Origin of the sequence: Winogradskyella sp., assembly GCF_965228925.1 — a bacterium.
Taxonomy (GTDB): domain Bacteria; phylum Bacteroidota; class Bacteroidia; order Flavobacteriales; family Flavobacteriaceae; genus Winogradskyella.
Map to the genome: position 1 here is coordinate 582374 of NZ_OZ245845.1, position 25093 is coordinate 607466.

Sequence of the window (25093 nt, forward strand, 5' to 3'; positions counted from 1 at the left end):
AGATTTATAGGAGAAAAACCACCAAAACCAACCCTATGAAAACACTAAGACTTATCGCCTTTTGTTTGTTATTGCTTCCAATAACAACCCATGCCCAAAAACGAAAAAAGACATCTAGCGAACCTGAAATCAAACTTGTGGATTCTATGTTCCATGGCCTAAAATGGCGTAACATTGGGCCTTATAGAGGGGGACGAAGTGTAGCTTCGACTGGAGTCATAGGGCAACCCCACACCTATTATATGGGCTCTACAGGAGGTGGTGTTTTTAAGACTACCGACGATGGTTTAACGTGGAAAAACATATCTGACGGATTCTTTAAAACAGGATCGGTAGGCGCTATAGCAGTATCCGAAAGTGATACCAATATTGTGGTTGTTGGTATGGGAGAGCATGCCGCTCGAGGGGTGATGACCTCTATGGGGGATGGCGTTTATAAATCTATGGATGCTGGAAAAACATGGATCCATTTAGGATTGGAAAAGACACGTCATATTTCTGATGTCATTATACATCCCACAAATCCCGATATTATCTACATAAGTGCGCAAGGCGCACAATATGCGCCAACTGATGAAAGAGGGATTTATAAAACTGTTGACGGCGGTAAAACTTGGAAAAAAGTGCTGTTTGTAAACTCAATTTCAGGAGCATCGTCATTGTCTATGGACATGACCAATCCACGCATTTTATATGCTGCCATGTGGCAGCATCGTCGTTATCCTTGGATCATAGAATCTGGTGGAGAACATTCTGGCTTGTACAAATCTGTTGATGGCGGTGAGACTTGGAATAAACTTGAAGATGGTCTTCCAGAAGCCTTCGGTAAATCAGGTATTTCTGTATCTAGGGCAAATCCCGAACGCGTATTTGCAGTCATTGAGGCTGAAGGCAAAAAAGGAGGTGTGTACCGCTCCGATGACGCTGGTAAAACTTGGAGGCAAGTTAACGGAAATCGTGTTAATATTGCGCGATCCTGGTATTATATGGAGATCTTCGCCGATCCGCAAAATGACAATGTCGTATATGTGTTAAATGCACCAGTAATGAAATCAATTGACGGTGGAAAGAGCTTTTTTAATATTCCTGTCCCTCATGGTGATAATCATCACTTATGGATCAATCCACATGACAACACTAATTTAATCAACTCTAATGACGGCGGTGCCAATATTTCCTTCAATGGAGGAAAGAGCTGGAGCACACAACAAAATCAATCCACCTCGCAATTTTATCGTGTCATTACGGATAATTTAGTGCCCTACAATGTATATGGCGGCCAGCAAGATAACTCGGCAATAGCCATCGCAAGTCGCACCAATGATGGAGGTATCGATTGGAAGGACTGGTACTCCGTTGCAGGTGGCGAGAGTGCTTTTATTGCCTTTGACCCAGACAATCCTGAAACCGTTTATGGAGGCACCTATCAAGGAAATATTAGTAGATGGACCAAGTCGTCTCGAGAACAAAAATCTATTAAACAATACCCCGAGTTAGGGTTGAGCATTGCTCCAAAAGATTCGAAATATCGGTACAATTGGAACGCCCCTATCATTTCTTCTCCTCATAACAGATCTACGATTTATCATGCGGGTAATGTGGTTTTTAAAACTACGGATGAAGGCATAAGTTGGTCCGTGATTAGTCCTGATTTGACTAAGAACGAAAAAGAAAAACATGGCCCAGGTGGAGGACCTTATACCAATGAAGCCGCTGGAGGTGAAAACTATAATACCACCACAGTTTTAGTAGAGTCCCAGCATCAAGAAGGTGTGCTCTACGCTGGTACTGATGATGGTTTATTACACATTACAAAAAATGGAGGTGCAAGTTGGCAGAATATTACCCCAAAAGGGATTAAAGATGGTATTGTAAACAGTATCGATATCTCCGAACACGATCCAGCAACGGCCTATGTCGTTGTTATGCGATATAAATCTTTGGATCTGAACTCCTATATTTTTAAAACATCGGATTATGGTGAATCTTGGACTAAAATTGTCAATGGGTTGGATGATCCCAATGGATTTACAAGGGTCGTCAGGGCCGATAAAAACAGAAAAGGGCTCTTATACGCAGGTACCGAAACTGGTTTATATGTTTCTAATGATGATGGCTCCCATTGGCAAAGTCTCAACTTAGGGTTACCTGTAGTTGCTATTAATGACTTAATTATTCAAGATAATGATTTGGTCGCTGCAACATCGGGTCGTGGTTTTTGGATTTTGGATGATTTAGGAGCGTTTCAAAATATGACAACAAACCCTAAGTCTGTACAGATATTTAAACCCAAGCCAAGCTATCGCATTTTTGGAGGCACTTCTAAAGCTGTTGGACAAGGTGAAAACCCAAAATCTGGAGTTACTTTTGATTACTACTTAGGTAAAGATGCAGATACACTAGATTTAGAACTCAGCATCTTAGATGGCACAAAAGTTATTAGAACCTATACTAATAAAAAGCCCAAAGATTTTAAATCTTGGCCTGGCGGTCCTTCCAAACCTCAGGTTTTACCTTCTAAAAAAGGGTATAACAGATTTACCTGGGACTTTAATAGAGAAGCTTTGCCAGCAATAAACAAGATTTTTGTTTTTGGTGGCCTTTCAGGATCCAGTGTTGCTCCAGGAAATTACACCTTAAGATTAACATTGGATGGGGAAACTTCAGAGACCACAGCGGTCATTCTTCCAAATCCTGCTATTAATTCCAGCCCACAAGATTTTATAGAACAGCAAGATATGTTGGTGACTATAGAGCATACGATAAGAGATATGCATCAGTCCGTCAACCAAATGCGATCGGCTAAAACACAACTCAAGAACTATGCAAAACTTTTAAAGGATAACGAAGATGCTAAAGCACTTGTAGAAAAAGGTGAAGCATTAATGAAGCGTATTAATAGTTGGGAGGAAAATCTCATACAAGCAAAGCAGAAAACCTTCCAGGATGTGATTAATTTTAATAATAAGCTCAATGCACAGCTCATTCAACTTCTGAGTTATATAGACCAAGCAGACCCAAAAGTGACCCAAGGCGCTAAAGAGCGCTTAAATGATTTGATGAAAGATTGGCAAGTCTATGAAAAGGAGCGTGATGCGATTATCGATGAAGAAATGAAGGCCTATAATAGTTTATACAAATCATTAAACTTACCTGCGCTTATTCTTAATAAGAAAGAATGAAGATTAAATGCTTTAGATATATCGGCAATCGTTTACTGTCCTTCAACCTATTTAACAAGGAATTTTATATGCTGTAATCAAAAAAGCACAACTATGAAGTTATGATAAGCTCCCAATAATTGTTGTTATAAAATTTGTACCTTACAAAGCACTACTTTGATATTTATAAGCTACTTAGTAAAAACTGGTCATATAAAGCGTATAATTAACCAACTAAAATACTAACAATTGCATCTAAAGACATCTGTGCTGACAGCTACTATTCTATTGGCAGCTCTCATTGTATCTTGGGAATTGTATTGGCGCGCTCAGGGGCATGTTGCCACCATTGATGATGATAAATATCTATTTGCACAAGAACGTGCCAAAGTCAATCATTTAGACTCAGACGATTTTGTTATTGTTGGCTCATCTAGAGTCTTATTTAACATACAGTTAGATATATTTGAAGAACGCACAGGCATAAGGCCCGTTCAATTGGCCAATGTAGGAAGCTCCCCTTTACCTGTTTTTCGTGATATTGTAAAAAACACTGACTTTAAGGGGACCATAATTGTAGGGGTTACACCAGGGCTATTCTTCTCAACGACCTTTCCACAGGCGTCACCTATGGAGTGGCCACAATCGAGAATAGATTATTTTCACAGTAGGACACTTGCACAAAGACTCAATCACAAATTATCCCTGCCTTTGCAAAAACATCTTGTACTCATGGCAACACACGATGCCGTATTAGATAATAATGTGGACCTAAAAACTTTACTCCATAACATTGAAATTAATAATCGTACAGGTAGGCCACGCTACCCAGCCTTTTTCGACTTCGGACAAATGAGTGATAATAGAAATGTTCGCATGACGCAAATAACTTCCACAGATACGGTTATGGCGAATAAAATAATTAATGCCTGGAAGTTCGTATTAGGAGCTAATAATCCACCACCAGATAAAAATGGTACGACCGCATTTTTCGTTGAAGATGCGAGAGAATTTATGGCTCGTGGTGGGAAAATTATTTTTGTGAGATCCCCGTCCTCAGGAGGATTTCTTGAAAGGGAAACCAAATCCTTGCCACGTGAACGTTTTTTTGACAGTCTCGTTTCAGTCGTTAAAGCTCCTGCCTATCATTATGCCGATTACAAGCAATTAAACTCCATTTCATGTTGTCCAGAATGGTCCCATCTGAGTGCCGAAAATGCTGATAGTTTTACTAGAGCATTGGTTAAGCTACTGCAGAACGATCATCTTGTACCTGCAAAATAGATAGTTATGAATTTAAAAACATCATTTATAGTTGGTTGCTCATTAACACTCATCAGCTTGATCGTTTGGGAAACCTACTGGAGAACAAAACCAGAACTTTATAGGGCTGTATTGGAGGACGACCGTTACCTATGGGCAGAACAACGTGCAAAGGTCAAAAATACCACTAAAGAAGATATTGTAATTATAGGGTCGTCACGTACGGCATTTAATATTAACACTCATATCTGGAAAACAGTACAAGGTATACAACCCATTAATCTCTCAACAGATGGTAAACCACCAGGCCCATTTTTAGAAGATATCGTTTACAATACCGATTTTAAAGGTACCATTATTGCTGGTGTAACACCATTGCTGTGGTTCAGTCCACCAAACAATCAACGTTGGCTGGACGCAAAAAGTTGGGTCAATCACTATCATGAGCAAACGCCAGCGCAAAAGTTAGGGCATCAATTATCCAAACCCTTGCAACGTCATCTGGTCATGCTTACCAATTCTGAATTAGAGTTTTATAATGACTTGGACCTAAAATCCCTAATTAACACCATTCATTTGCCCAATGATAGGCTGGGTGATCAGTTTATGCTTTATAATTTTAGCTATCGGGATGAAGATCGCAATATCATGATGTTGCCCATTATGATTGAGGATTCACTATATGCAAAACGCATCACCAATGTTTGGAACTCTTTCCTGCCTTCATTGCCTTCGTACAACAATGTAAAAGACATCTTCCCCTTACAGTTCAGTCGCTTTAAACAAGTGGTCGATGATTTTAAAGCTAAAGGTGGGCAAATCATATTTATACGACATAAGGCCGAGCCGCCATGGTATGACCACGCTCAGCGTATGATGCCTAGAGCAATGGTGTATGACAAATTTATAGAAACGGTGGATTGTCCATCCTATCATTTTCAAGATTATCCATTTATGTCAAAATATAGGTTGCCAGATTGGTCGCACATGTATGTGGAAGATGCTATAACCTACACAGAAGATCTTGTTAATCAACTTATAAAAGATCAATTAATTCAGAAAAAAACGAACTAAATATGCTCTTTAATTCACTCAGTTTTGTTGTCTTTTTGGTCATTGTTTTACTACTGTACTACAGTAAGTTTTTAAACTGGACCAACAAAAAACGAATGCTTCTATTATCGAGCTATTTGTTTTATGCCATGTGGAATCCACCTTTGGTTATACTCTTATGGATTTCTACTGTTGTGGATTGGACCGCTGGTAAAAAATTAGCAGAACTTACAGACCAAAAGAAACGCAAACTTTGGTTAATGTTGAGTTTAATTGTCAATTTGGGGTTCTTAGCCTTCTTTAAATACGGTGATTTTCTTTTAGAAAACTTTGTAAATCTTATGAACGCCATAGGTGTTGATTTCGCGGCAAGACCCATGGATATTATCCTACCGATGGGTATTTCGTTCTACACCTTCCAAACCATGTCATACACCATTGATATGTATCGCGGTAAAACAGAACGCGCGCGTACATTCTTGGATTTTGCTTTGTACGTTACCTTCTTCCCGCAATTAGTTGCTGGTCCAATCGTAAGAGCTAAAGAACTACTTACACAATTTTATGAAGAGAAAAAAGCTACCACGAATCAGTTCCTTTGGGGTACTTTTTTATTAACGATGGGCCTATTTCAAAAAGTAGTTATGGCCGACACCTTACTTGCAGATGCATCCGACACCGTTTTTGGCAGTGAAGCTATTCTTCATACAACAGATGCATGGATAGGAACCTTAGCATTTTCCGGACAAATATTTTTCGATTTTGCGGGCTATTCTACCTGTGCTATTGGTATTGCCTTGATGCTAGGTATCGTATTGCCAGATAACTTTAGATATCCCTATGCTGCCATTGGTTTTTCTGACCTCTGGAGACGCTGGCATATTTCATTATCGACTTGGTTACGCGATTATTTATACATCCCTTTAGGAGGTAATAGAAACGGTATCATAAAAATGTATATTGCTCTAATGCTAACCATGCTTCTGGGCGGTTTGTGGCATGGAGCTGCCTGGACGTTTGTAGTTTGGGGTGCCTTACATGGATTATACTTGGTTATTGAGCGCCAGTTTAGAGGAAAGGTAAAGCTAAAGCACACGGGATTACAAGGTATTTTATTGGCTTTACTCACTTACACCTGCGTTAATATTACTTGGGTGTTTTTTAGAGCTCGAGAATTTAGTACCGCCAAAAATATGATAGCTTCCATGTTCTTTATGAACGACGAAAGCGTCAAAGTACTCCATACGTTCGACATTATAAAAGTTGCCGTTGTCATAGCCCTTTTATTTGGTTGTCATTGGGTAATGCGCAATACGAGTATGAAAGCTGTACACGAAAAAATCAACCCTTATGTTTTTGGAATTTTTTGGGCTATTCTAGCCTTCTTAATTATAATTGCACAAGGCAGTGGTGAACAGTTTATTTATTTCCAGTTTTAAATTATAGGCTTGTAACAATTTAATATCTTTAGGTACAAATCATTAACCAACCTCAACTACACTATCGACCTAATCTGCTTGTATATCACAGTAAATGCTTAAATTCTTTCGGCATATTCGTCATTCATTAATCCAAGAAAACAAAATGGGTAGGTATTTTAAATATGCCATTGGTGAAATACTCCTTGTTGTTATTGGCATTCTGATTGCTTTACAGATTAATAACTGGAATGAAAAACGAAAAGACAATGAAAAATTACAGTCTATTTTATTAAAAATAAAAGAAGATTTAACTGGCGATTTATACATAGTAAATGACAACCTTTTCTATCTTAAGCTTAAAGATTCCATCGCCCAGTTAATTTTTAATAAAGAAATTGACAAAGAAACCTTTTCGAAAATTGGCGGGTCCTACCTTCCCTTTACGAGCAGAGTATTAGATATGAATATGAGTGGTTATAACCAACTACAGTCCAATCTTGATAAAATACCTTCAAATTTTAAAAGTTTAATGTCTTCATTAAACGAAATCTATATAAATACCAAAAGTAATCTGGATATTTATAACCGTTTGATGGACGATGCCATAGATGAACATTATAAAACTTTGTCAGAGACCAAGCCTTGGTTTTCAGATTGGAGTCGCAATATCCCATCTAAAGAGGCCGATTTGTATTTTTTGAATGATTCATTAGGTCATAATCGAATCAGTATCTATTTGCAGAACTTAGATGCGACCGCTTATGAAGGTTTTAATTTAAAATTGAGATCAATTAAGGCCATTAAAATCATTGATTCATTAACCATCGGTAATTCAGAATTGCCTGAAATTGCAACAATCAATTTAAGCAATGCTACCATAAGAAAAGGACTCATCGGTTCATATACACTCAAAGAGAACAAAGACAATGCTCAAGATTTTACGGCGACTAAATTTAATGTTATTGAAGAGGAAGGAACTCTTTTCTTAAGTTCGGATATCGATTTTAAGTCTAAAATGTATTGGAATCACAACCTTACCTTTATTTCTCAAAAAGGCTTTGTGTCATTTGTCAAAACCGAAGATGGTCAAATAGAATTACAGATTCAAAGACGATCTGGTAAACTCACATTTTTAAAAAGGTGAATATGATTAAATTCTTCCGTAAAATACGATATGATCTTATGAGTGAAAATAAGACCGGCAAATACCTTAAATATGCTATCGGCGAAATTATACTCGTTGTTATCGGAATCCTGATTGCGCTACAGATTAACAATTGGAATGAAAGTAATAAAGCTCGTCAGATAGAAGTAACCTACCTAGAGTCCCTAAAGGCCGAATTCACCGCAAATTTAAATGCGTTAGATACGTCTATTTCAAAGTGCGACAAGCTCGTCATTCAATTAGATGAAATCCTCACGTTCTTTGAAACTGCAAAATTAGACACCATCCCATCCGAATATATAGCGCAGTCCCTGGGAAGTACCTTAAGATATGATGTTAGCTTTAACCCGACCATGGCTGTACAAACCGAGCTTATCAGCTCAGGTAGCCTAAAGCAAATCAGCAATACCGAGCTGAGACAAAGCATTGCAGATTTTGGTACCTATTTAGATATTATCTCGAAACAAGAAAATATTGGTAATAACGTCAATAGCAATATCGGAGAGTTAATTTCGAAAACCATTAGTTATAGACCACTCTTTGAAGCCGTCGGTTATAAAGTTTCCGGGAAATCCGAATTTTCTAATGCCGATATAAAATTAATATTCCAATCATTCGAGTTAGAAAATAATCTAATTCTTTATCAAGCCGTTAGTAAAACCACATCTTCAGCTTACTATTCTCGCTTAAAAAAAGATATTAAAGTCATTCTTAATATTATAGAAGAACAGCTCAATTCAAAAGTTAACTGATGATTAAATTCTTTCGTCATATACGTAAATCACTAATCCAAGAAAATAAAATGGGCAGGTATGTTAAATACGCTATTGGAGAAATCATCTTGGTTGTTATTGGCATTCTGATTGCACTACAAATCAATAATTGGAATACCCATAGAATTGAGGAAAATAAAGCCGATAGATATCTAGAACGCTTGATCAACCAACTAAGGAAGAATATTGAAAGAATAGATTACGTGGCCAATGATTTTGAAATACGCTATATCGAATCCCTTCAGTTGCTACCCATTATTGGTGGAAAAGATACGGTTGACCTCGAAAATAAAATCAATAAGCTAGTACGGAATAATTACTTTGATTTTCACTTAAACCTAAATCTCAACATCATTACAGAAGGAAGGGAAAACGGCGATATGTCCTTAATTAAAGATGATGACATCAGAGAAGCCATATATAATCTAAGCACCGAAAATAGTAAAATCATTTTACGCGAGAGAATTTCTAATGACGATCTCAATTCATTATTTGTACCTTACCTCAATCAACATTTTAACTATAGAAATTCTTCGGGGATTCCCCATATTTTTGATAATGTTGACCCATCCACCCTATATAAAGATAACAACTATAAAATGTTATACGACCAAGAGTTTGAGAACCACATCTTTGCACGATTAGAGTATCATGACGGCAATATTGCCGCTTACAGGGATCTTAAAGTGCTCATTTTAAATCTTATACAACGTATTGAGGATAGTCGTGATTAAGTTTCTCCGTTATATCCAATGTTATTACGACAGCGTTGCAATATATGGCTGCATGGAGGAATCCCACTTAAGATACTTCGTCCAAGCCAATATTGTCTTGGCTTTGAATGACAAAACATACCTTTATGATTAAATTCTTCCGTCATATTCGTCACAAACTAATCAACCAAAACAAAATGGGAAAGTACTTTAAATACGCTATTGGAGAAATACTTCTAGTGATGATTGGTATTCTATTGGCCCTTGAGGTAAACAACTGGAATGAAAACAAAAAATTAAAAGCTGAAGAAATAAAACTACTTAAAGAACTTAGAAAAGATGTGGCTTTCTCCGTAGCAGAATTAGATACTGTAATGGTTTATAATCAAAAAACCGTGACTTATTTAAAGCAAATTCAAAGGCATTTAGTCAATGATCTTCCCTATTCAAAAGTTCTAGATACTGCATTTGCTAATTTAGACCTTTTTCACGTCCCTTATTTACCCAAAACATCCTATGAAACCCTAAAGGTGAAGGGTATGGATAGGCTTAGTAACGACAGTTTAAAAGCCAAAATTATTAATGTGTATGATTTTGAATTTCAACGAATTATTGATGATTATGGCGCTTGGGAATGGGGTTTCAGTCAAAACACAACACAACGCATGATGGTTGGGTATATAAGAAGAAGTAATGAATGGGGTGATGAAACTGCAAAACCTAATAATTATGAGGCATTAAAGAGCAACGCAGAATTTGGAAACTTCCTTAATGTTCTGATAACACTTCGGTCAGACCATATTAACGCCATACAGTGGGCACGTCAGCGCGTCCATGACCTGCACCTCATGCTAAATAAAGAACTAGGACAATAGTTAATATGATTAAATTCTTTAGTCATATACGTCGTTCACTAATAAAAGAAAACAACATGGGGAAATACTTTAAATATGCCATTGGAGAAATACTCCTTGTCGTTATTGGTATTTTGATAGCTCTCGGCATTAACAACTGGAACGAAGACAAAAAATCTCAAGATAATGAACGTGTGCTGATTCAAAAATTACAGGAAGAAAATCAAATAAACCTGGAAACTATGCAAAGCGACGTGTTGTACAGAAAAGAAATCCCAAAACTCTTGAACGATTTTAATCTGTTTTTAGCAAAAAAAGACCTAGAGCAGCATAAGGATAGTATTCGACATTTTCTTTCTGACACCTTTAGATCAACATCTTATACCTTTACGCAAAGCAATCTTATCAATTATATTAATATTTATAATTCAGAGTTTTCCGAACTCAATAAAGAACTATCAACTCTACAAGCCTATCAAAATGACCTTCAGTTAATCTCAGAAAAAGGTATAGATATTAAAATTGAAAACTTTTTTGAAGCCCTTAAAGAAGATATCGATTTTAATTCCTTAGAAATTACCTCTTATGATACACTTAAGTCTTTAAGCTTTAGAAATAATATCATTATCATAATGAGTATTGAAAATGAGATAACATTTCAATTTAATAGAACCATAAAACAATCTCGAAAAGTAGATTCCTTGATTACGCAAAGGCTTAAATAAGTTGAAATGTCTGTTCGAGTGTCCCGACTGTGAACGTCGGGATGTATCGAGAGCTCTTGATCATTGCAACTATAAAAACTACGCAATACTATTTCAACCCGATAGTCCCAATAGCTATCGGAATCGGGATAAAATGGTGTAAAGCCCTATTTTGTAACTTTAAGAACAATTTAACAGCTTACCAAAATCTAAGGAAATAAAAACTGGCGTACTTAATTAACAAGAAAGCACCTACCTTCTTTAAATCGAAGTTTATTTTTTAAATCCATCAACAACTATGCAGGTCAAAACGTATCTCGCTTTCGTTATCATCATCGCGTTAGCCATCTCATGTCAAAAAAAGCCAGAAGCAACCGATAACATCTTTAAGTATCGGGATTATATCAGTTATACCACCTCAGGACGCGTATCGGTTATAGAACCGATTAAGATTAATTTGGCCAAAGCAGTTGAAGGTTGGGAAGGAGAACAGGAGTTAGAAACCAAATTGGTAAAGACACATCCTTATGTACAAGGTAGGTTAAAGACACTAAATAAACACACCTTATTATTTACTCCAGATGAACCTTTAGACCCTAATACAGAATATACGGTAACCGTGAGGTTAAGTGAGATTTATAAAGATATTCCTAATGAATTTGAATACTACACGTTTAGGTTTAAAACCATTAAACCAAGTTTTAATATTGTTACCAATAATCTGCAATCCTACAGCAAAGAATGGCAATATGTCTTAGGTACTTTAAGATCTTCAGATCTTATAACATTAGAAGATGCCAAACAATTGGTTTCGGCTTCACAGCACAAAAAAGACCTCGATATGGTATGGTTGGAAGTCACTGAGCCTTCAAAGTATTTTGAATTTAGAATTGACAGCATACAACGTCAAGTTGAGGATAGCAAGGTCAAGGTCGCTTGGAATGGCAAAGCCATTAAAGCAGAAAACAAAGGGGAGAACTTTATTTCAATTCCCGGCAAGAACAACTTTACGATTGTAGAAACCGCTGTTATTCAAAATCCAGAGCAATACTTATCGATTAACTTTTCCGATCCCCTGAAAACGCAACAGAATTTTGCCGGATTAGTGACGCTGCAAAATGTAAAAGACCCAAAATATATCGTCGATGGCAATGTCTTAAAAGTGTATCCCGATACTAAATTAGTAGGAGATATAAGAGTTGATGTGTTTACGGGAATTAAGAGCACAGATGACTATAGACTCAAAAGTCCCTTCACACAAACCTTAACCTTTGAAGAATTAAAACCACAAGTTCGCTTAATTAGCAACGGTTCCATTCTACCAAACTCCCAAGATTTAAAATTCAATTTTGAAGCCGTCAACCTTAGCAAGGTCGATGTGAGAATTATCAAAATATTCAATGACAATGTTCTGCAGTTCCTTCAAGAAAACGATATGAACAGTAATTATGAAAATAGCATCAAACGTGTAGGACGACGCATTGCAAAAGAAACCATCACACTCATTGATGACGCCTCCCAAAATACGGGCAAATGGAAAGCCTACAGCATCGATTTATCAAAATATTTAAGCGCAGACCCTGGATCCATCTACCGCATAGAACTCAGTATTAAGCGCGAGTATTCCCTATATGATTGCACATCCAATGCAGAAACTACAGCCATTGATGAGGACGATTATTATTACGATGATTACTATGAAGACGATTTTTATGCGTCCGATGATGTGAGCGAAGAGGAGCAGGAGCTCAGGGAAGAACGCTATTGGGATAACTTAAGCTACAGTTACCGAAACACCAATTACCGCTGGAGAGACAGAGATAACCCATGTACAGATTCTTACTTCAATTATAGTAATAGAACTGTGGCGGCAAATCTTATAGGTTCTAATTTAGGGGTTATTGCAAAACAAGGCCAGAACAACACCTATTTCTTTGCCGTTACCGATATGCTATCGACCAATCCAGAACGTGGAGCAAAAGTCACCTTATACAACTACCAACAGCAAGAACTCGTAAATGGTACCACAAATACGGATGGTATTGTTGAAGTTAATGCTAAAAAACGAGCGGCATTTGCCATCGTTTCAAAAGGCAAAAATGTGAGCTATGTCAAACTGTTTGACGGCAACTCATTATCGCTCAGTAAGTTCGATGTTTCAGGAAACAGATTACAACGTGGTTTAAAAGGTTACATATATGGTGAACGCGGCGTGTGGCGACCTGGTGATAGTTTATTTTTAACCTTTGTTCTTAACGATAAAGCGAACCAACTCCCAAAACGTCATCCTGTAAAATTAGAAATTACAGATCCTGTGGGCAAACTCGTTTACCGAAAAGTGTCCATAGATAATGTTAATAATTTCTTTGATTTTAAAGTTCCTACGTCATCAGATTACAAAACCGGGAATTACAATGCCAAGGTCTCAGTTGGAGGAGCCAACTTTTCTAAAAACCTAAAAATCGAAACGGTAAAACCCAATCGTTTAAAGATTAAGATCGATTTCAAAGATAAAGTCCTCACGAATAATAAACCCCTGCAAGGAGATTTAAATGTCACTTGGTTACATGGGGCACCAGCAAAACATCTTAAAGCTGAAATCAAGGCAAAATTCACCAATAAGACAACAAGCTTTGAAGGCTACAATAACTATATCTTCAATGATCCCATAAAACAATTTACTTCAGAAGACACCAATGTCTTTGAAGGTAATTTAGATGCTGACGGCAATGCGAGAGTAGATTCGGAATTAAATATTGGCAAGAATGCACCAGGTATGCTAAATGCACAATTCTTAGTAAGAGCGTTTGAAAATGGCGGTGATTTTTCGCTCGATGCTTTTTCCGTACCCTATGCTCCTTATGACAGTTTTGTAGGTTTAAGATCACCCGATGGAAGTCGTTACGGTTCTTATTATACAGGAGAAGATCACAAGTTTGATATTGCCACTGTAAGCGCAGACGGAAAACCTGTTCAACGTCAAAACTTAGAGGTCAAAATCTATAAAATTGAATGGCGCTGGTGGTGGAACTCATCGTACGATAATCTTTCGAGTTACGTTTCTAGCAATTATCACAGACCCGTACAGCAATATGTCATCCATACGGATACCCAAGGAAAAGCTAATTTTAAAGTCAATATCCCCGAAAATGATCGTGGTCGTTACTTAATCAGAATCGTAGATCCTGCCAGTGGACATGCTACGGGACGTACAGCCTATTTTTATAAAAATTGGTGGTCTAATCCGACCTCGAGGGATAAGGATGCGGCCAAAATGTTGGTGTTCTCGACAGATAAAGACAACTATAATGTTGGTGAAGTAGCGAAATTGACCTTCCCTTCAGGTTCCGAAGGTAGAGCTTTGGTAAGTATAGAAAACGGAACAGAAGTCTTGCAACATCAATGGATAAAAACAAAACCTGGCGAAACGACGGTTGATATCCCCGTGACTTCAGAAATGGCACCAAATGTTTTTATCAATATTTCGCTATTACAACCACATGCCATAACCTCTAACGATTTACCCATTCGTCTATATGGGGTCATTCCTATGATGGTAGAGAATCCATCCACAAAACTAGAGCCACAGATTAATATGCCAGACGTCATACGGCCAGAACAGTCCTACGACATAAAAGTGTCTGAAAAAAATAATAAATCGATGACCTATACGATTGCTGTCGTTGAGGAAGGGCTATTGGATTTAACACGTTTTAAAACACCAAATGCTTGGAACAGCTTTTATGCACGTGAAGCTCTAGGTGTAAAAACTTGGGATATTTTTGACGATGTTATTGGCGCCTATTCAGGTAGTATCGATCAAGTTTTTGCAATTGGTGGTGATGGTGCTGCGGCCAAAGGCAAAAATAAAAAAGCTAACCGCTTTAAACCCGTAGTGACCTATTTAGGACCATTCGTATTGAAGGAAGGTCAAACCAAAACACATCAACTAAAAATGCCCAACTATGTGGGTGCCGTGCGGACTATGGTCGTTGCTGGCAACAATGCCAAGGAAGCTTATGGCAGTGCTGAAAAGTCTGTGCAAGTCAAAAAACCATTAATGATATTGGCAACCTTACCAAGAAAGTTAAGTCCGGGTGAAAAAGTGACCCTTCCAGTAACCGTTTTTACGATGGAAAACAAAGTAAAAAATGTCAACCTTGCTTTAAAACTTAGTGATGGTATCACTGTAAAAGGGAATAAAACGCAATCCCTAAAATTTAGCAAACCCGATGAAAAGATGGTGTACTTTGAGTTGGATGTAACCAAAGCAAAAGGTATTAATACCATTGAAGTTATAGCTACTGGCCATGGAGAAACATCGACTTACAAAGTAGAAATCGATGTTGAGAATCCAAACCCCATGACCTCAAGGATTATCGATAAGGAATTGCTAGCCAATGACAACACAACGATTGACTTTTCCACCTTTGGAGTCCCAGGAACCAATTCGGCAATCGTAGAATTTTCAACTTTACCTCCAATGGACTTTTCAAGACGTATGGCCTATCTAATTCGTTATCCTCATGGTTGTGTGGAACAAACGACTTCGAGTGTGTTTCCACAATTGTACTTAGCTGACATTTTTGATCTCACCGAGAAAAAGAAAAAAGAAGTGCAGCGCAATATTGAAAATGGGATTAGACGTTTAGGGAATTTTCAGAACCCCGACGGAGGATTAGGCTATTGGATGGGTGAAAATACGGCTAGTGATTGGGGAACCAGTTATGCAGGTCATTTTATGATTGAAGCTGAGAACAAAGGATTTGTTTTGCCGTTAACTTTTAAGAGTAATTGGATAGCCTACCAAAGACAAGCTGCACGTGATTGGAGACCTAGTTATAGAACCTATAATAGTGATTTAGCTCAGGCTTACCGATTATATACATTGGCTTTAGCAGGCAGTCCAGATTTAGCAAGCATGAATCGACTCAGAGAGTTTGAAGAGATTTCCAATGACGCCAAATGGAGATTAGCGGCAGCTTACGCTTTGGCGGGCCAGAAAGAAGCTAGTGACGCCATTTCTAAAACAGCTAATATTGATTTCCAACCTCCAAAATCGGATAGCTATACCTATGGCTCACTACATAGAAATAGAGCAATGGCCTTAGAAACGATGATACTCACGGATGACTCTAAAAAAGTAGACTTGGCCAAATCCATTGCCAAATCTTTATCGAGTAATCGATGGATGAGCACACAAACTACAGCCTATAGTTTACTAGCCATGGGAAAATTAATCACTCAAAATGGAGGAAAAGATTTAAAATTGACCTACACAATTAATGGTAAAACAGAAACCATTGCTACTAAAAATGGTATGGGTCAGCGCCAAATCTCAATTAAGGATGGAGCCAATCAACTGGCCATTACAAATGAAAGAGATAATGTGGTCTATGTGCGCATACTCAACTCAGGGAAGCTAAAATTAGGTGAAGAATTAGCTGTGCAACGAGGCTTTTCAATTTCGACCGTTTATAAGGATTTACAAGGCAATAAAATCGATGTTTCTAATTTACAACAAGGGCAAGATTTTATGGCAACAGTTAGCATTTCAAACTTAACTAGCAATAATGTCAATGACGTAGCATTAACACAACTATTTCCATCAGGTTGGGAAATTGTGAATACGCGTTTTACCGATTTTGGAGATACGACAGTAAGTAAGGCGAGATATACGGACATTAGAGACGACCGTGTCAATTTCTATTTTGATATGAAGAGGAAAGGAAAATACGGTACCAAAACCTTTACGGTGATGCTCAATGCCTCTTATCTAGGAACCTATTATCTACCTGGAACACAAGCCGAAGCGATGTACGATAATGATGATTATTTGGTGAGAAATAAGGGGCAATGGGTCACGGTCAAAAAATAATGTGAGAGGCCACTTGTCATTGCGAGGAATGAGGAAGGAATGACGTGGCAATCTCTAAAGTTCAGAATGACAAAATTAAACTAAACACCTTGTCGGTCGACAGGCAAGCATCCTAAGAGAACAAACCGCTAAAATGTTTAACTCTTAAAAACAAGTATTATGAATTATTTAAAAATGATTTTAGCGATTGGATTTGTATGCCATCTAGCAGTAGTGACCGCACAACAAGAAGAAGCTTACGTAGCTGCAGAAAGCGGTTTATCCCTTAGAGAACAGCCAGATATCAGTGCCAAAATGCTAAGTAAATTAGCCTATGGTGAAGCTATTGGTATTCTCGAAAAAACGGATAAAAAACTGGTCATTCTTGATGCCGGTAAAAAAGTAAGTGGCGAGTGGGTCAAAGTAGAAACCAGAATTCATATTGGCTATGTGTTTGACGGTTATTTATCACCGAATAAAATCGCCAGAACCATTAGGGTTGATTTAGACCATCTAAAGGTTGAAATTAAAAATGTAGCCACAAGTGATTACAAAAGAACGCATGACTTAAAATATGAGGATAAGGCAATAGTCAATGTAGATATTAGTGATACTCCTGAAGGCAAACAAATTGTATTAATCGATAATGATTATAAGCAAGTGAGTTTATTTCAACGCTATGAAAATAGTTTTTCTTTTATGAGCGCTGATGCTAAATGCAGCTCGAATGAATGGAAGCAATTCGACACCGAATGGAAGCCGCTCAAGCAATTAAAGTCAAACACGTTTCAAACCTTATCTTATTCTGAAAAAGATTGGATAGACTTTATAGAAACGGCTACCAAGGATTTAAAGGAAGATGTGGTCGATAAATGCGGAGAAGATTGGTTGGCTTATGTAAGGACTATAGACCATATCAAAGATTTTCCGGTTAGTGTATCGACTAATCGTGTTTTTATTAAATTTATATTGACTGATTTTGAAGATAACATCACAGAAAAAATCATTGAATTTGAAATGCCTAAAACTTGATTCGATGATGCGCTTAAGCAAGTTATTTATCTTGCTACTACTTAGTTTCTTGTTCGGTTGTAAAAACTACTATAACGAAACTATTGAATGGGCGGATAATCTTGAAGGAGACCTAAGTGTTGAATCTGTAATGAAAGTTCAACCTTATTTCATAGAAATTGATTGGAAAAACCCAAGACATATTGAAAATGAAAAGTGGTATTTAATCACAGAAATTAAAGGTAATAATGACCCGTTGGGCATGTCACATTATTTAGTGTTCAAAGGTGATAAGTATCAATATAGAGAGTCAAAAAAATAAATATGAAAACTTTTAAACCATACTTTGCTGTAATATTTACATCTACCCATTCCGAAAATACCGAAGGTTATTCAGAAATGGCAACAAAGATGGAGCATCTAGCCAAAGAACAAAAAGGCTATTTAGGAATTGATAGTGCAAGAAGTGATGTAGGTATTACAGTAAGTTATTGGGAAAGTTTAGAGGCTATTAAAAATTGGAAAGCAAATACAGAACATCTGTTAGCGCAACAAAAAGGGCGAGAGCAATGGTACAATTGGTATAATGTTCGCATTTGTAAAGTTGAACGAGAATATGAATTTCAAATTTAAAAAGTGGCTTTGTCCATATACTAATCCAGATACCTATCTAAATTAGACTTAATAATTTGAGCCCATAGTTTATAACCGTCTCTGTTTAAGTGTAACTGATCTTCAATAAATAACTCTGGTCTTGGTTGTTGATGTTTATCTAAAAACTCCTGACTCGTCGTTATAAAATAAAGGTTCTCTTTACTTTCGCAATAGGCCTTCATGAGATCATTTGCCTTTAACGTTTTATCCCAGATATTCCATCGACTTGGTGTTGGGGTAATTTCGATTAAAAAAATAGGAGTCTCAGGTGCAATTTTTTTGACTTGCTTCGTAAAGTATACGAATAAACGCTTAACCTGATGAGGTGTTATCTTAACCTTTGGTTCATCCCAAACCCCTGTAAGATCATTAGCTACAAAACACACGATCGCTCTCGTACTTTTATGCGGAGTTACAAGGCGGTCCGTAAATTGAATTAAATCATAAAAATGAGCGCCACCATACCCTCTTTTTACAGAATGATAAGGGTTCATATCTTTATGAATAGAGTCCCAAAGACGAATACTTGAACTTCCTAAATAAAGTATATAGTCATCAGGAAAAGTTTCGGTCTTGTCTAATATTTCAAATTCTTTGATTTGTGGTTCCCAAGGCTCTGAAGTGTGAGCATATCGCTTTAATGGGGAACATGAAGTAAACAACAAAAGTAGAAGGCCAAAAAAACTAATGTTTCTAACTAGAACTTTAACCATACTTTGTATTTATCGTTTCAAGGTAAAATGGGCCTTCAGTTCCCTGCGCTGTCCCGTCAACGGCTCGTCGTACTCCAACAGGAACCAGTAATCGCTCGTGGGCATCAACTGGCCGTTGAACGTTCCGTCCCAGCCCGGGCCCGTAGGGCTCAACTGCTTCAACAGCTTCCCGTAGCGGTCAAATATATAAATTTTTGCACTACTGCCGATACCCGCTATGTTCCACGTCTCGTGGTTCCCGTCGCCGTTCGGCGTAAAGTACCTCGGGTAGTCAAGCACGAAAACGCTCACCACCGTAAGGCCGCAGCCGTTCCTGTCCCTAGCCGTAACCTCGTGCTCCCCCGCCGATACGTCCGCAAACGTACCGCTGGACTGCCAAGGCCCGCCGTCAAGGCTGTACTCGTAGTCCCCGGGACCGGTGGCCACTGCTTCTATAACGTGGTTTTCCGAAAAAGCTTGTGTCGTTACCCCAGCGGTCAACACCGGAGGCTCGCTCTCGATAACCTCCGTTATGGCCATGTTCATACAGCTCGTCTGCGTCGAGGTCGTGATATCCGTGACCGTAACGCCATAGATACCGCCCTGCGTTGGGGCCAGCGTCGGGCCCGTCTCGCCCGCCAGTACCGTACCGTCGAGGATCCACTCGAAACTATAGTCCACGGCCGATAGCCCCGTATCCAACACCAGGGGATCCAATACCTCCGTACCGTTCGTATTCACGCACAATATGTAGCTCTCCTCGAACACCACCACCGGCAACGGGTTCACCTGAAGCGTCAGGGGGGCCACAGCAAAACAGATCGAATCGCCGATCTCGTTGTCCACCCTAGCATAGATCACCTGCGGGTTGACAATGTTCTCGTATAGGTTCGGCAGCGGGTTCACGCCTAGGTCGGCATCTTCCTCCGTGGCATAGTACGTTACCAGATAGCCCACGGGGTCCTGGCCGTCCAATACCTCCGCGTCGCGCGTCGAAAGGTCGAACTGCACGCTGTCGTCCGTCGGGTCGCCGTCCGTCTCCATGGCGTCGTCGCACAGCTCGTAAACGATCTCAACCATGTCAGGGTTCGCCTGCGCAGCCTCGTCAACCCTAAGGTCGAAGCGCTGCGTGCTGATCGAACAGCCCGTTACGTTGTTGGTGATCGTCACGTAGATCTCCTGGGGGTTCATTATGTTCGTATAGGGGCTCACAAGGGCGTTCATGCCCGATTCCGCGTCCGCAAGGCTCTCGTGGTAGCTCACCTCGAACACGCCCGGGTCCTGACCGTTCAGCACCTCAGCGTCCTTGACCGTAAGATCGAAGCCGGCGAAGCCGTCAGTGTTCAGCTCGCACTGGATAAAGTCCGTCACCGCAACAACCTCCGGGAGCGGGTCCACCCTGACGGCAAAATCCACCACCGTGTAGCAGCCCGTAACGTCGTTGGTTACCCTGACGTAGATCGCCTGTTCCGGTATGTCCGTGTTCGTATATTGTGTCGGGTCCGCTATGGCGTTATCCCCCGTATCGGCATCCTCCGCCGTCTCGTGGTAGCTCGGCGTTACGCCGGCCTCCCCGTTGAGGAGCAGTACCTCGTTCTCCGTAAGGTCGAAGACCTCCCGGCCGTCGCCCGTATTGGTATCGTCGCACAGCACGAGGTCCGGCAACTGGTCGCTGGGCGTGGGCGTAGGGTTGGGCAGCACACGGATCGTAAGGGTCGTATAGGCAACGCAGCCCGTGTCCGTGTCCGTAACCACGGCGTAAAGCGTCTGGGGGTTAGCCGGTAGCCCCCCCACCGAGGTGTTCGTATAGTCCGTAGGGTCGCCTATCGCGTTCTCCTGGAGCTGAGCGTCAGCGTCCGTCTCGTAGTACGATACCGACCAGCTCGCATTGCCGCCCGTGATCTCGACGTCCTTGACCGTAAGGTCGAAAGAGGTCAGCTCGTCGCCAGGGGACTCCCCGAGGTCGTCGCAGAGCTCCAACGGCGCGGGTACCACAGGTACCGGAGGAAGGTCCACCCGGAGCTCCAGCTCGCCCGTGTCGAAACAGCCCGTGGCGGGATCGTAGAGCCTTATGTATAGCGTCTGGGGGTTGGTCGTATTCGTATAGTTGCCGGGGTTGCCGATGGGCGCGTTGCCCGTCTGCGCGTCGGCAGCGCTCACGTGGTGGGTCAGTACCACCTGTGCGGGATCCTGGGCCCCCAGGATATCGCCATCGCGTTCGCCAAGGTCGAACTGCGAGATACCGTCGCCGTCGTCGTCGCACACCACCAAGTCCTCAAGGGACGTCGGTACCTGTGGCGAGGGCACCACGATTAGCTCAAGGGTCCCCTGCGTGAGGCTGTAGCAGCCCGTTAGCAGGTTCTCAGAGCGCACGTAGATCATCTGGCTGTTCGCAACGATGTTCGTATAGGGGCTCGCCAGTGCGTTCTCCCCCGCATCAGCGGACTCCTGCGTATCGTGGTAGGTGATCACCACGTCGGGCTCACCGTTGGTGATCTCCACCGTGCGCAGCTCAAGGTCGAACTCCGCAAAGCCGTCGTTGTCGTCGTCGCACACCTCTATAGGCGTAGGGTCAGGCTCAGGAGAGGGCACGGGCAGTACCCTCAGCGTAAGCGTTACCGTTTCGTAACAGCCCGTTATCTCGTTCTCGCCCCTGACGTAAACCGTCTGGGCGTTCACCGTGTTCACGTAGGGGCTCGATATGGGAGAGGTGCCGCTCTCGGCATCCGCCTCCGTCTCGTAATAGCTCAGCGTTATACCCGTCTGGCCGCCGAGTATGCCCGGTCCGGCATCCTCCAGCGTGAAGGGCTCCCGTTCGTCGTCCGGCGTCTCAACGTCGCACACCTCCAGGGGATCCGGCTGCAAAAGGACCGGGAGCGGGTGAACGATAAGGTCCAGGCTCGTTACCTTGTAACAGCCCTCCACCGTATTGCCGTCGACCACGCGTACCCAAAGCGTCTGCGTATCCTCCGTCGTGTTCACGTAGGCGTTAGGGTTGGCTATCCCCGCCGTGCCAGCCTCGGCATCGGCCTCGCTCGGGTGGTAGCTAACCGTATACTGTAACGGGTCGAGGCCGTTCAGGAGCTCGTCCTCGCTAGCCGTAAGGTCGAAAACCGCAAAGCCGTCGGCCGAAACGTCGTCGCACTCCTCCAGGGGCGAAGGGGACACCAACTGGGGCGTCGGCTCGACGATAAGCACAAGCTCCACCACCGTGGCGCAGTCCGTCGCTATCGTGCTGCTCTCCACACGCGCGTGCAGCGTCTGCGTCCAAGCGGATATATTGTTGTAGGGCAACGTCGTATCGATAGGGTTGGCACCGGAATCCGCATTGGCGGAGGTCTCGTGGTAGGTCACCGTAAGGCCCGCAACGCCGCCCGTGATCTGTCCGTCGGCGGCCGTTAGGTCGAAAGGACCGAAGCCGTCGTTGTCCGGGTCGCAGTAGCGCAGAGCGTCAGGGACGTTCGCAACGGGTGCCTGCTCCACCACAAGGTCCAGCAACGTCGTCGCGTAACAGCCCGTGCCCGTATCCTCGACGCGCACGAAAATAGTCTCAGGGTTGCTCATGTTCGTATACGGGATCGGCAATGGGTCGGTCGCCGCATCCGCGTCCGCCTGGCTCGGGTAATAGGTCACCGAGTAAGCTGGGTTGCCGCCCGATATCTCAAAGTTCTTTAGGCTAAGGTCTATGGCCGTCTGGCCGTCAGGAATCCCGTCGTCGCAGACCTCCAATGCCGTCGGTACAACCAGAGATGGAAGGGGGTTGACAATAATTTCAAGAGTCGTTTCCAAAACACAGTTCTGACCAGCATCAGGCGTAAACGTATATAGCGTTGTAGCGGTCTCATCTAAAGCCGGACTCCAAGTTCCTGTAATCCCATTGTTAGAAGTTGTTGGTAAGGGCATTAAAGTTTCGCCTTCACAGATGGGATTTACCGCATCAAATAAGGGAATGATATTGGAATTAACAATAATGTCTAGTGTCGTTTCTAAAACACAGCCTTGTCCAGCATCTGGTGTAAACGTGTACGTTGTGGTGGTTGTGTTATCTAAAGCCGGGCTCCAACTGCCCATAATCCCATTGTTAGAGGTGGTCGGCAAGGGCGCTAAAGTTTCGCCTTCACAGATCGGATTTACCGCATCGAATACGGGTATTACATTGGGGCTAACCATAATTTCAAGCGTCGTTTCTAACGCACAGTTCTGTCCAGCGTCTGGAGTAAAGGTATATATGGTTGTCGCCGTATTATCTAGCGCAGGACTCCAACTGCCTGTAATTCCATTATTTGAAGTTGTCGGCAGTGGTACTAAGTTTTCTCCTTCGCAAATCGGATTAACCGCATCAAATATAGGTGTGACATTAGGATTGACAATAATGTCTAGCGTCGTCTCTGAAACACAGCCTTGCCCAGCATCTGGTGTAAAAGTATAAGTTGTTGTGCTTGTATTGTCTAAAGCAGGACTCCAAGTCCCTGTAATTCCATTGTTAGAAGTCGTAGGCAATGGCGCTAAATTTTCTCCCTCGCAAATGGGATTTACGGCATCAAATATCGGCGCTGTGTTAGGTATTACAACAATTTCTAAGGTCGTTGGAGGAGCGCATGGATTATTGTCTGGCGTAAATGTATAGGTGGTCGTTGCTGTATTATTTAGTGCGGGACTCCAGGTCCCGACAATCCCATTATTTGAAGTTGTAGGTAGTGGTGCTAAGTTTTCCCCTTCGCAAATTGGATTCACGGGATCAAAAACTGGGATTGCTGTAGGAAGCACATTAATGGTGATAGATTCTGTCGTTGATTCCCCACAGACATCACTAATGGTAACCGTATAAGTTGTTGTAACAGTTGGTGATAGTGTTGGGTTAGCAATATTGGGATTACTAACACCCGTCGTAGGGCTCCAGGAGTAGGTGTCGCCGCTAGGTACAGTAGCATCAACATTATAACTGTTCCCAACGCATATGTCTTGATCTTCAAATAATAGATTGTCGACAAAAGTGATACTATTAAAACAGACTTGATGCAAGTTGGATAAGCCTCCTGTTGAGCCTACAAAACCAAAAAAAACAGTCTCATCACCATTAAAAACATTAGCTTCAATATCAAAATTTAGACTTAATCGTAATTGGCAATCAAAATACACATCTAACAGTTGTGCTGTGGCGTCCCATTGTATTTTTATTTCATGATCTAAGCCATCTTCTATATTACCACTTGTAGCACTCGCTTGAACAGGTCCAGCTAAATTAGCTATAGGATTGTTGTGAAAAGGATCCCCATCTCTTTGAATGGCAATATGATCGAAAGCTGGGTCACCTAGTGCCCCTACACCTCCACCGTCATTCTGAAAGGTGTCAAATTCAACAATAAGAGACTCCGTAATACCTTGATAGCCTAGACCTCCACCAAGACCACCAATTACTGGTGTAGCATTTCTTTTAAATACCAATGCCATACCATCAGCTCCATTAACATCTTTGATTCCAAAATTATTTTGATAATAAATGGTGAAGTCCTCATCGAAGTCAATAGGATTGTCATACCATACCCCACCGGATTGATTGAGCAAATCAGGCGTAATTCGATAACAATTACCGCCTAAATCCACTGCATTACCTATTGTTGTCGCATTGAGTTGCGCATGTACCTCTCCAAAGAGCAGAGAAATACACAAAAATATAAGGAGTTTAAGATCTAATCTAGGGTTTTGCACGTTTAAATATATAGATAAATTTGTGTAATGTCCGCTCTTTTCGACGAGAAGGTCCTTAAATCA

17 protein-coding genes and 1 pseudogene are annotated in these 25093 nt (G+C 41.1%); 15 read left to right on the forward strand and 3 right to left on the reverse strand.

Translation table 11 applies throughout. The annotated features are described in order from the left end of the window. Nucleotides 1-35 precede the first annotated feature (35 nt). From ACO052_RS02250 to ACO052_RS02310, 13 genes are all read left to right on the forward strand, one after another. Nucleotides 36-3182 (forward strand): VPS10 domain-containing protein, encoded by a 3147-nt coding sequence (locus ACO052_RS02250; protein ID WP_422106395.1) that lies wholly within the window; start codon nt 36-38, stop codon nt 3180-3182. 228 nt (nt 3183-3410) lie between these two features. After that, on the forward strand, nt 3411-4445 hold the full coding sequence (locus ACO052_RS02255; RefSeq protein ID WP_422106396.1) for a hypothetical protein: 1035 nt from the start codon (nt 3411-3413) through the stop codon (nt 4443-4445). Nucleotides 4446-4451: 6 nt separating this feature from the next. Further along, nucleotides 4452-5498, forward strand: a complete 1047-nt coding sequence (locus ACO052_RS02260; protein WP_422106397.1) for a hypothetical protein — start codon at nt 4452-4454, stop codon at nt 5496-5498. 2 nt (nt 5499-5500) lie between these two features. Further along, a complete protein-coding gene (locus tag ACO052_RS02265; RefSeq protein ID WP_422106398.1) occupies nt 5501-6916 on the forward strand; it encodes an MBOAT family O-acyltransferase in 1416 nt (471 codons plus the stop codon). A gap of 145 nt (nt 6917-7061) precedes the next feature. Further along, complete coding sequence (locus tag ACO052_RS02270; protein ID WP_422106399.1) at nt 7062-8042, forward strand: DUF6090 family protein; 981 nt, start codon at nt 7062-7064, stop codon at nt 8040-8042. Nucleotides 8043-8044: 2 nt separating this feature from the next. Continuing rightward, a complete protein-coding gene (locus tag ACO052_RS02275) occupies nt 8045-8815 on the forward strand; it encodes a DUF6090 family protein (RefSeq protein ID WP_422106400.1) in 771 nt (256 codons plus the stop codon). Beyond that, nucleotides 8815-9570, forward strand: a complete 756-nt coding sequence (locus ACO052_RS02280; RefSeq protein WP_422106401.1) for a DUF6090 family protein — start codon at nt 8815-8817, stop codon at nt 9568-9570. The genes ACO052_RS02275 and ACO052_RS02280 overlap by 1 nt, the downstream gene beginning before the upstream one ends. 125 nt (nt 9571-9695) lie before the next feature. Continuing rightward, nucleotides 9696-10424: a DUF6090 family protein gene (locus ACO052_RS02285; RefSeq protein ID WP_422106402.1), complete on the forward strand. Its 729-nt coding sequence runs from the start codon at nt 9696-9698 to the stop codon at nt 10422-10424. Nucleotides 10425-10480: 56 nt separating this feature from the next. Beyond that, complete coding sequence (locus ACO052_RS02290; RefSeq protein WP_422106403.1) at nt 10481-11128, forward strand: DUF6090 family protein; 648 nt, start codon at nt 10481-10483, stop codon at nt 11126-11128. A 277-nt stretch (nt 11129-11405) separates the two neighbouring features. Beyond that, complete coding sequence (locus ACO052_RS02295) at nt 11406-16985, forward strand: alpha-2-macroglobulin family protein (protein ID WP_422106404.1); 5580 nt, start codon at nt 11406-11408, stop codon at nt 16983-16985. Between the two features lie 159 nt (nt 16986-17144). After that, nucleotides 17145-17996, forward strand: a complete 852-nt coding sequence (locus ACO052_RS02300; protein ID WP_422106405.1) for an SH3 domain-containing protein — start codon at nt 17145-17147, stop codon at nt 17994-17996. 4 nt (nt 17997-18000) lie between these two features. Further along, nucleotides 18001-18297, forward strand: coding sequence for a hypothetical protein (locus tag ACO052_RS02305; protein ID WP_422106406.1), 297 nt, complete (start codon nt 18001-18003; stop codon nt 18295-18297). 2 nt (nt 18298-18299) lie between these two features. After that, nucleotides 18300-18608 carry an antibiotic biosynthesis monooxygenase family protein gene (locus ACO052_RS02310; protein WP_422106407.1) on the forward strand — a complete coding sequence of 103 codons (309 nt, stop codon included), beginning with the start codon at nt 18300-18302 and terminating at the stop codon, nt 18606-18608. 20 nt (nt 18609-18628) lie between these two features. On the opposite strand, the gene ACO052_RS02315 is transcribed toward ACO052_RS02310, so the two are convergent. Next, nucleotides 18629-19342, reverse strand: a complete 714-nt coding sequence (locus ACO052_RS02315; RefSeq protein ID WP_422106408.1) for a GDSL-type esterase/lipase family protein — start codon at nt 19340-19342, stop codon at nt 18629-18631. Nucleotides 19343-19351: 9 nt separating this feature from the next. Further along, nucleotides 19352-23110, reverse strand: a complete 3759-nt coding sequence (locus tag ACO052_RS02320) for a T9SS type B sorting domain-containing protein (protein WP_422108029.1) — start codon at nt 23108-23110, stop codon at nt 19352-19354. Nucleotides 23111-23198: 88 nt separating this feature from the next. Between ACO052_RS02320 and ACO052_RS02325 the strand changes: the two genes are divergently transcribed. Then, nucleotides 23199-23750 carry a hypothetical protein gene (locus tag ACO052_RS02325; RefSeq protein ID WP_422108102.1) on the forward strand — a complete coding sequence of 184 codons (552 nt, stop codon included), beginning with the start codon at nt 23199-23201 and terminating at the stop codon, nt 23748-23750. A 6-nt stretch (nt 23751-23756) separates the two neighbouring features. Then, entirely contained in the window at nt 23757-23948 is a 192-nt protein-coding gene (locus ACO052_RS02330) for a hypothetical protein (protein WP_422108103.1), read from the forward strand. A gap of 428 nt (nt 23949-24376) precedes the next feature. Here ACO052_RS02330 and ACO052_RS02335 read toward each other — a convergent pair. Next, nucleotides 24377-25030 (reverse strand): annotated as a pseudogene (locus ACO052_RS02335) (L-type lectin-domain containing protein); the annotation flags it as partial. Nucleotides 25031-25093: the final 63 nt, after the last annotated feature.

Coding starts and splice junctions, on each gene's coding strand:
- ACO052_RS02280 (WP_422106401.1), top strand. CDS start 8,815: ATGATTAAATTCTTTCGTCATATACGTAAATCACTAATCCAAGAAAAT.
- ACO052_RS02315 (WP_422106408.1), bottom strand. CDS start 19,342: ATGGTTAAAGTTCTAGTTAGAAACATTAGTTTTTTTGGCCTTCTACTT.
- ACO052_RS02265 (WP_422106398.1), top strand. CDS start 5,501: ATGCTCTTTAATTCACTCAGTTTTGTTGTCTTTTTGGTCATTGTTTTA.
- ACO052_RS02310 (WP_422106407.1), top strand. CDS start 18,300: ATGAAAACTTTTAAACCATACTTTGCTGTAATATTTACATCTACCCAT.
- ACO052_RS02290 (WP_422106403.1), top strand. CDS start 10,481: ATGGGGAAATACTTTAAATATGCCATTGGAGAAATACTCCTTGTCGTT.
- ACO052_RS02305 (WP_422106406.1), top strand. CDS start 18,001: ATGATGCGCTTAAGCAAGTTATTTATCTTGCTACTACTTAGTTTCTTG.
- ACO052_RS02285 (WP_422106402.1), top strand. CDS start 9,696: ATGATTAAATTCTTCCGTCATATTCGTCACAAACTAATCAACCAAAAC.
- ACO052_RS02295 (WP_422106404.1), top strand. CDS start 11,406: ATGCAGGTCAAAACGTATCTCGCTTTCGTTATCATCATCGCGTTAGCC.
- ACO052_RS02300 (WP_422106405.1), top strand. CDS start 17,145: ATGAATTATTTAAAAATGATTTTAGCGATTGGATTTGTATGCCATCTA.
- ACO052_RS02260 (WP_422106397.1), top strand. CDS start 4,452: ATGAATTTAAAAACATCATTTATAGTTGGTTGCTCATTAACACTCATC.
- ACO052_RS02250 (WP_422106395.1), top strand. CDS start 36: ATGAAAACACTAAGACTTATCGCCTTTTGTTTGTTATTGCTTCCAATA.
- ACO052_RS02275 (WP_422106400.1), top strand. CDS start 8,045: ATGATTAAATTCTTCCGTAAAATACGATATGATCTTATGAGTGAAAAT.
- ACO052_RS02270 (WP_422106399.1), top strand. CDS start 7,062: ATGGGTAGGTATTTTAAATATGCCATTGGTGAAATACTCCTTGTTGTT.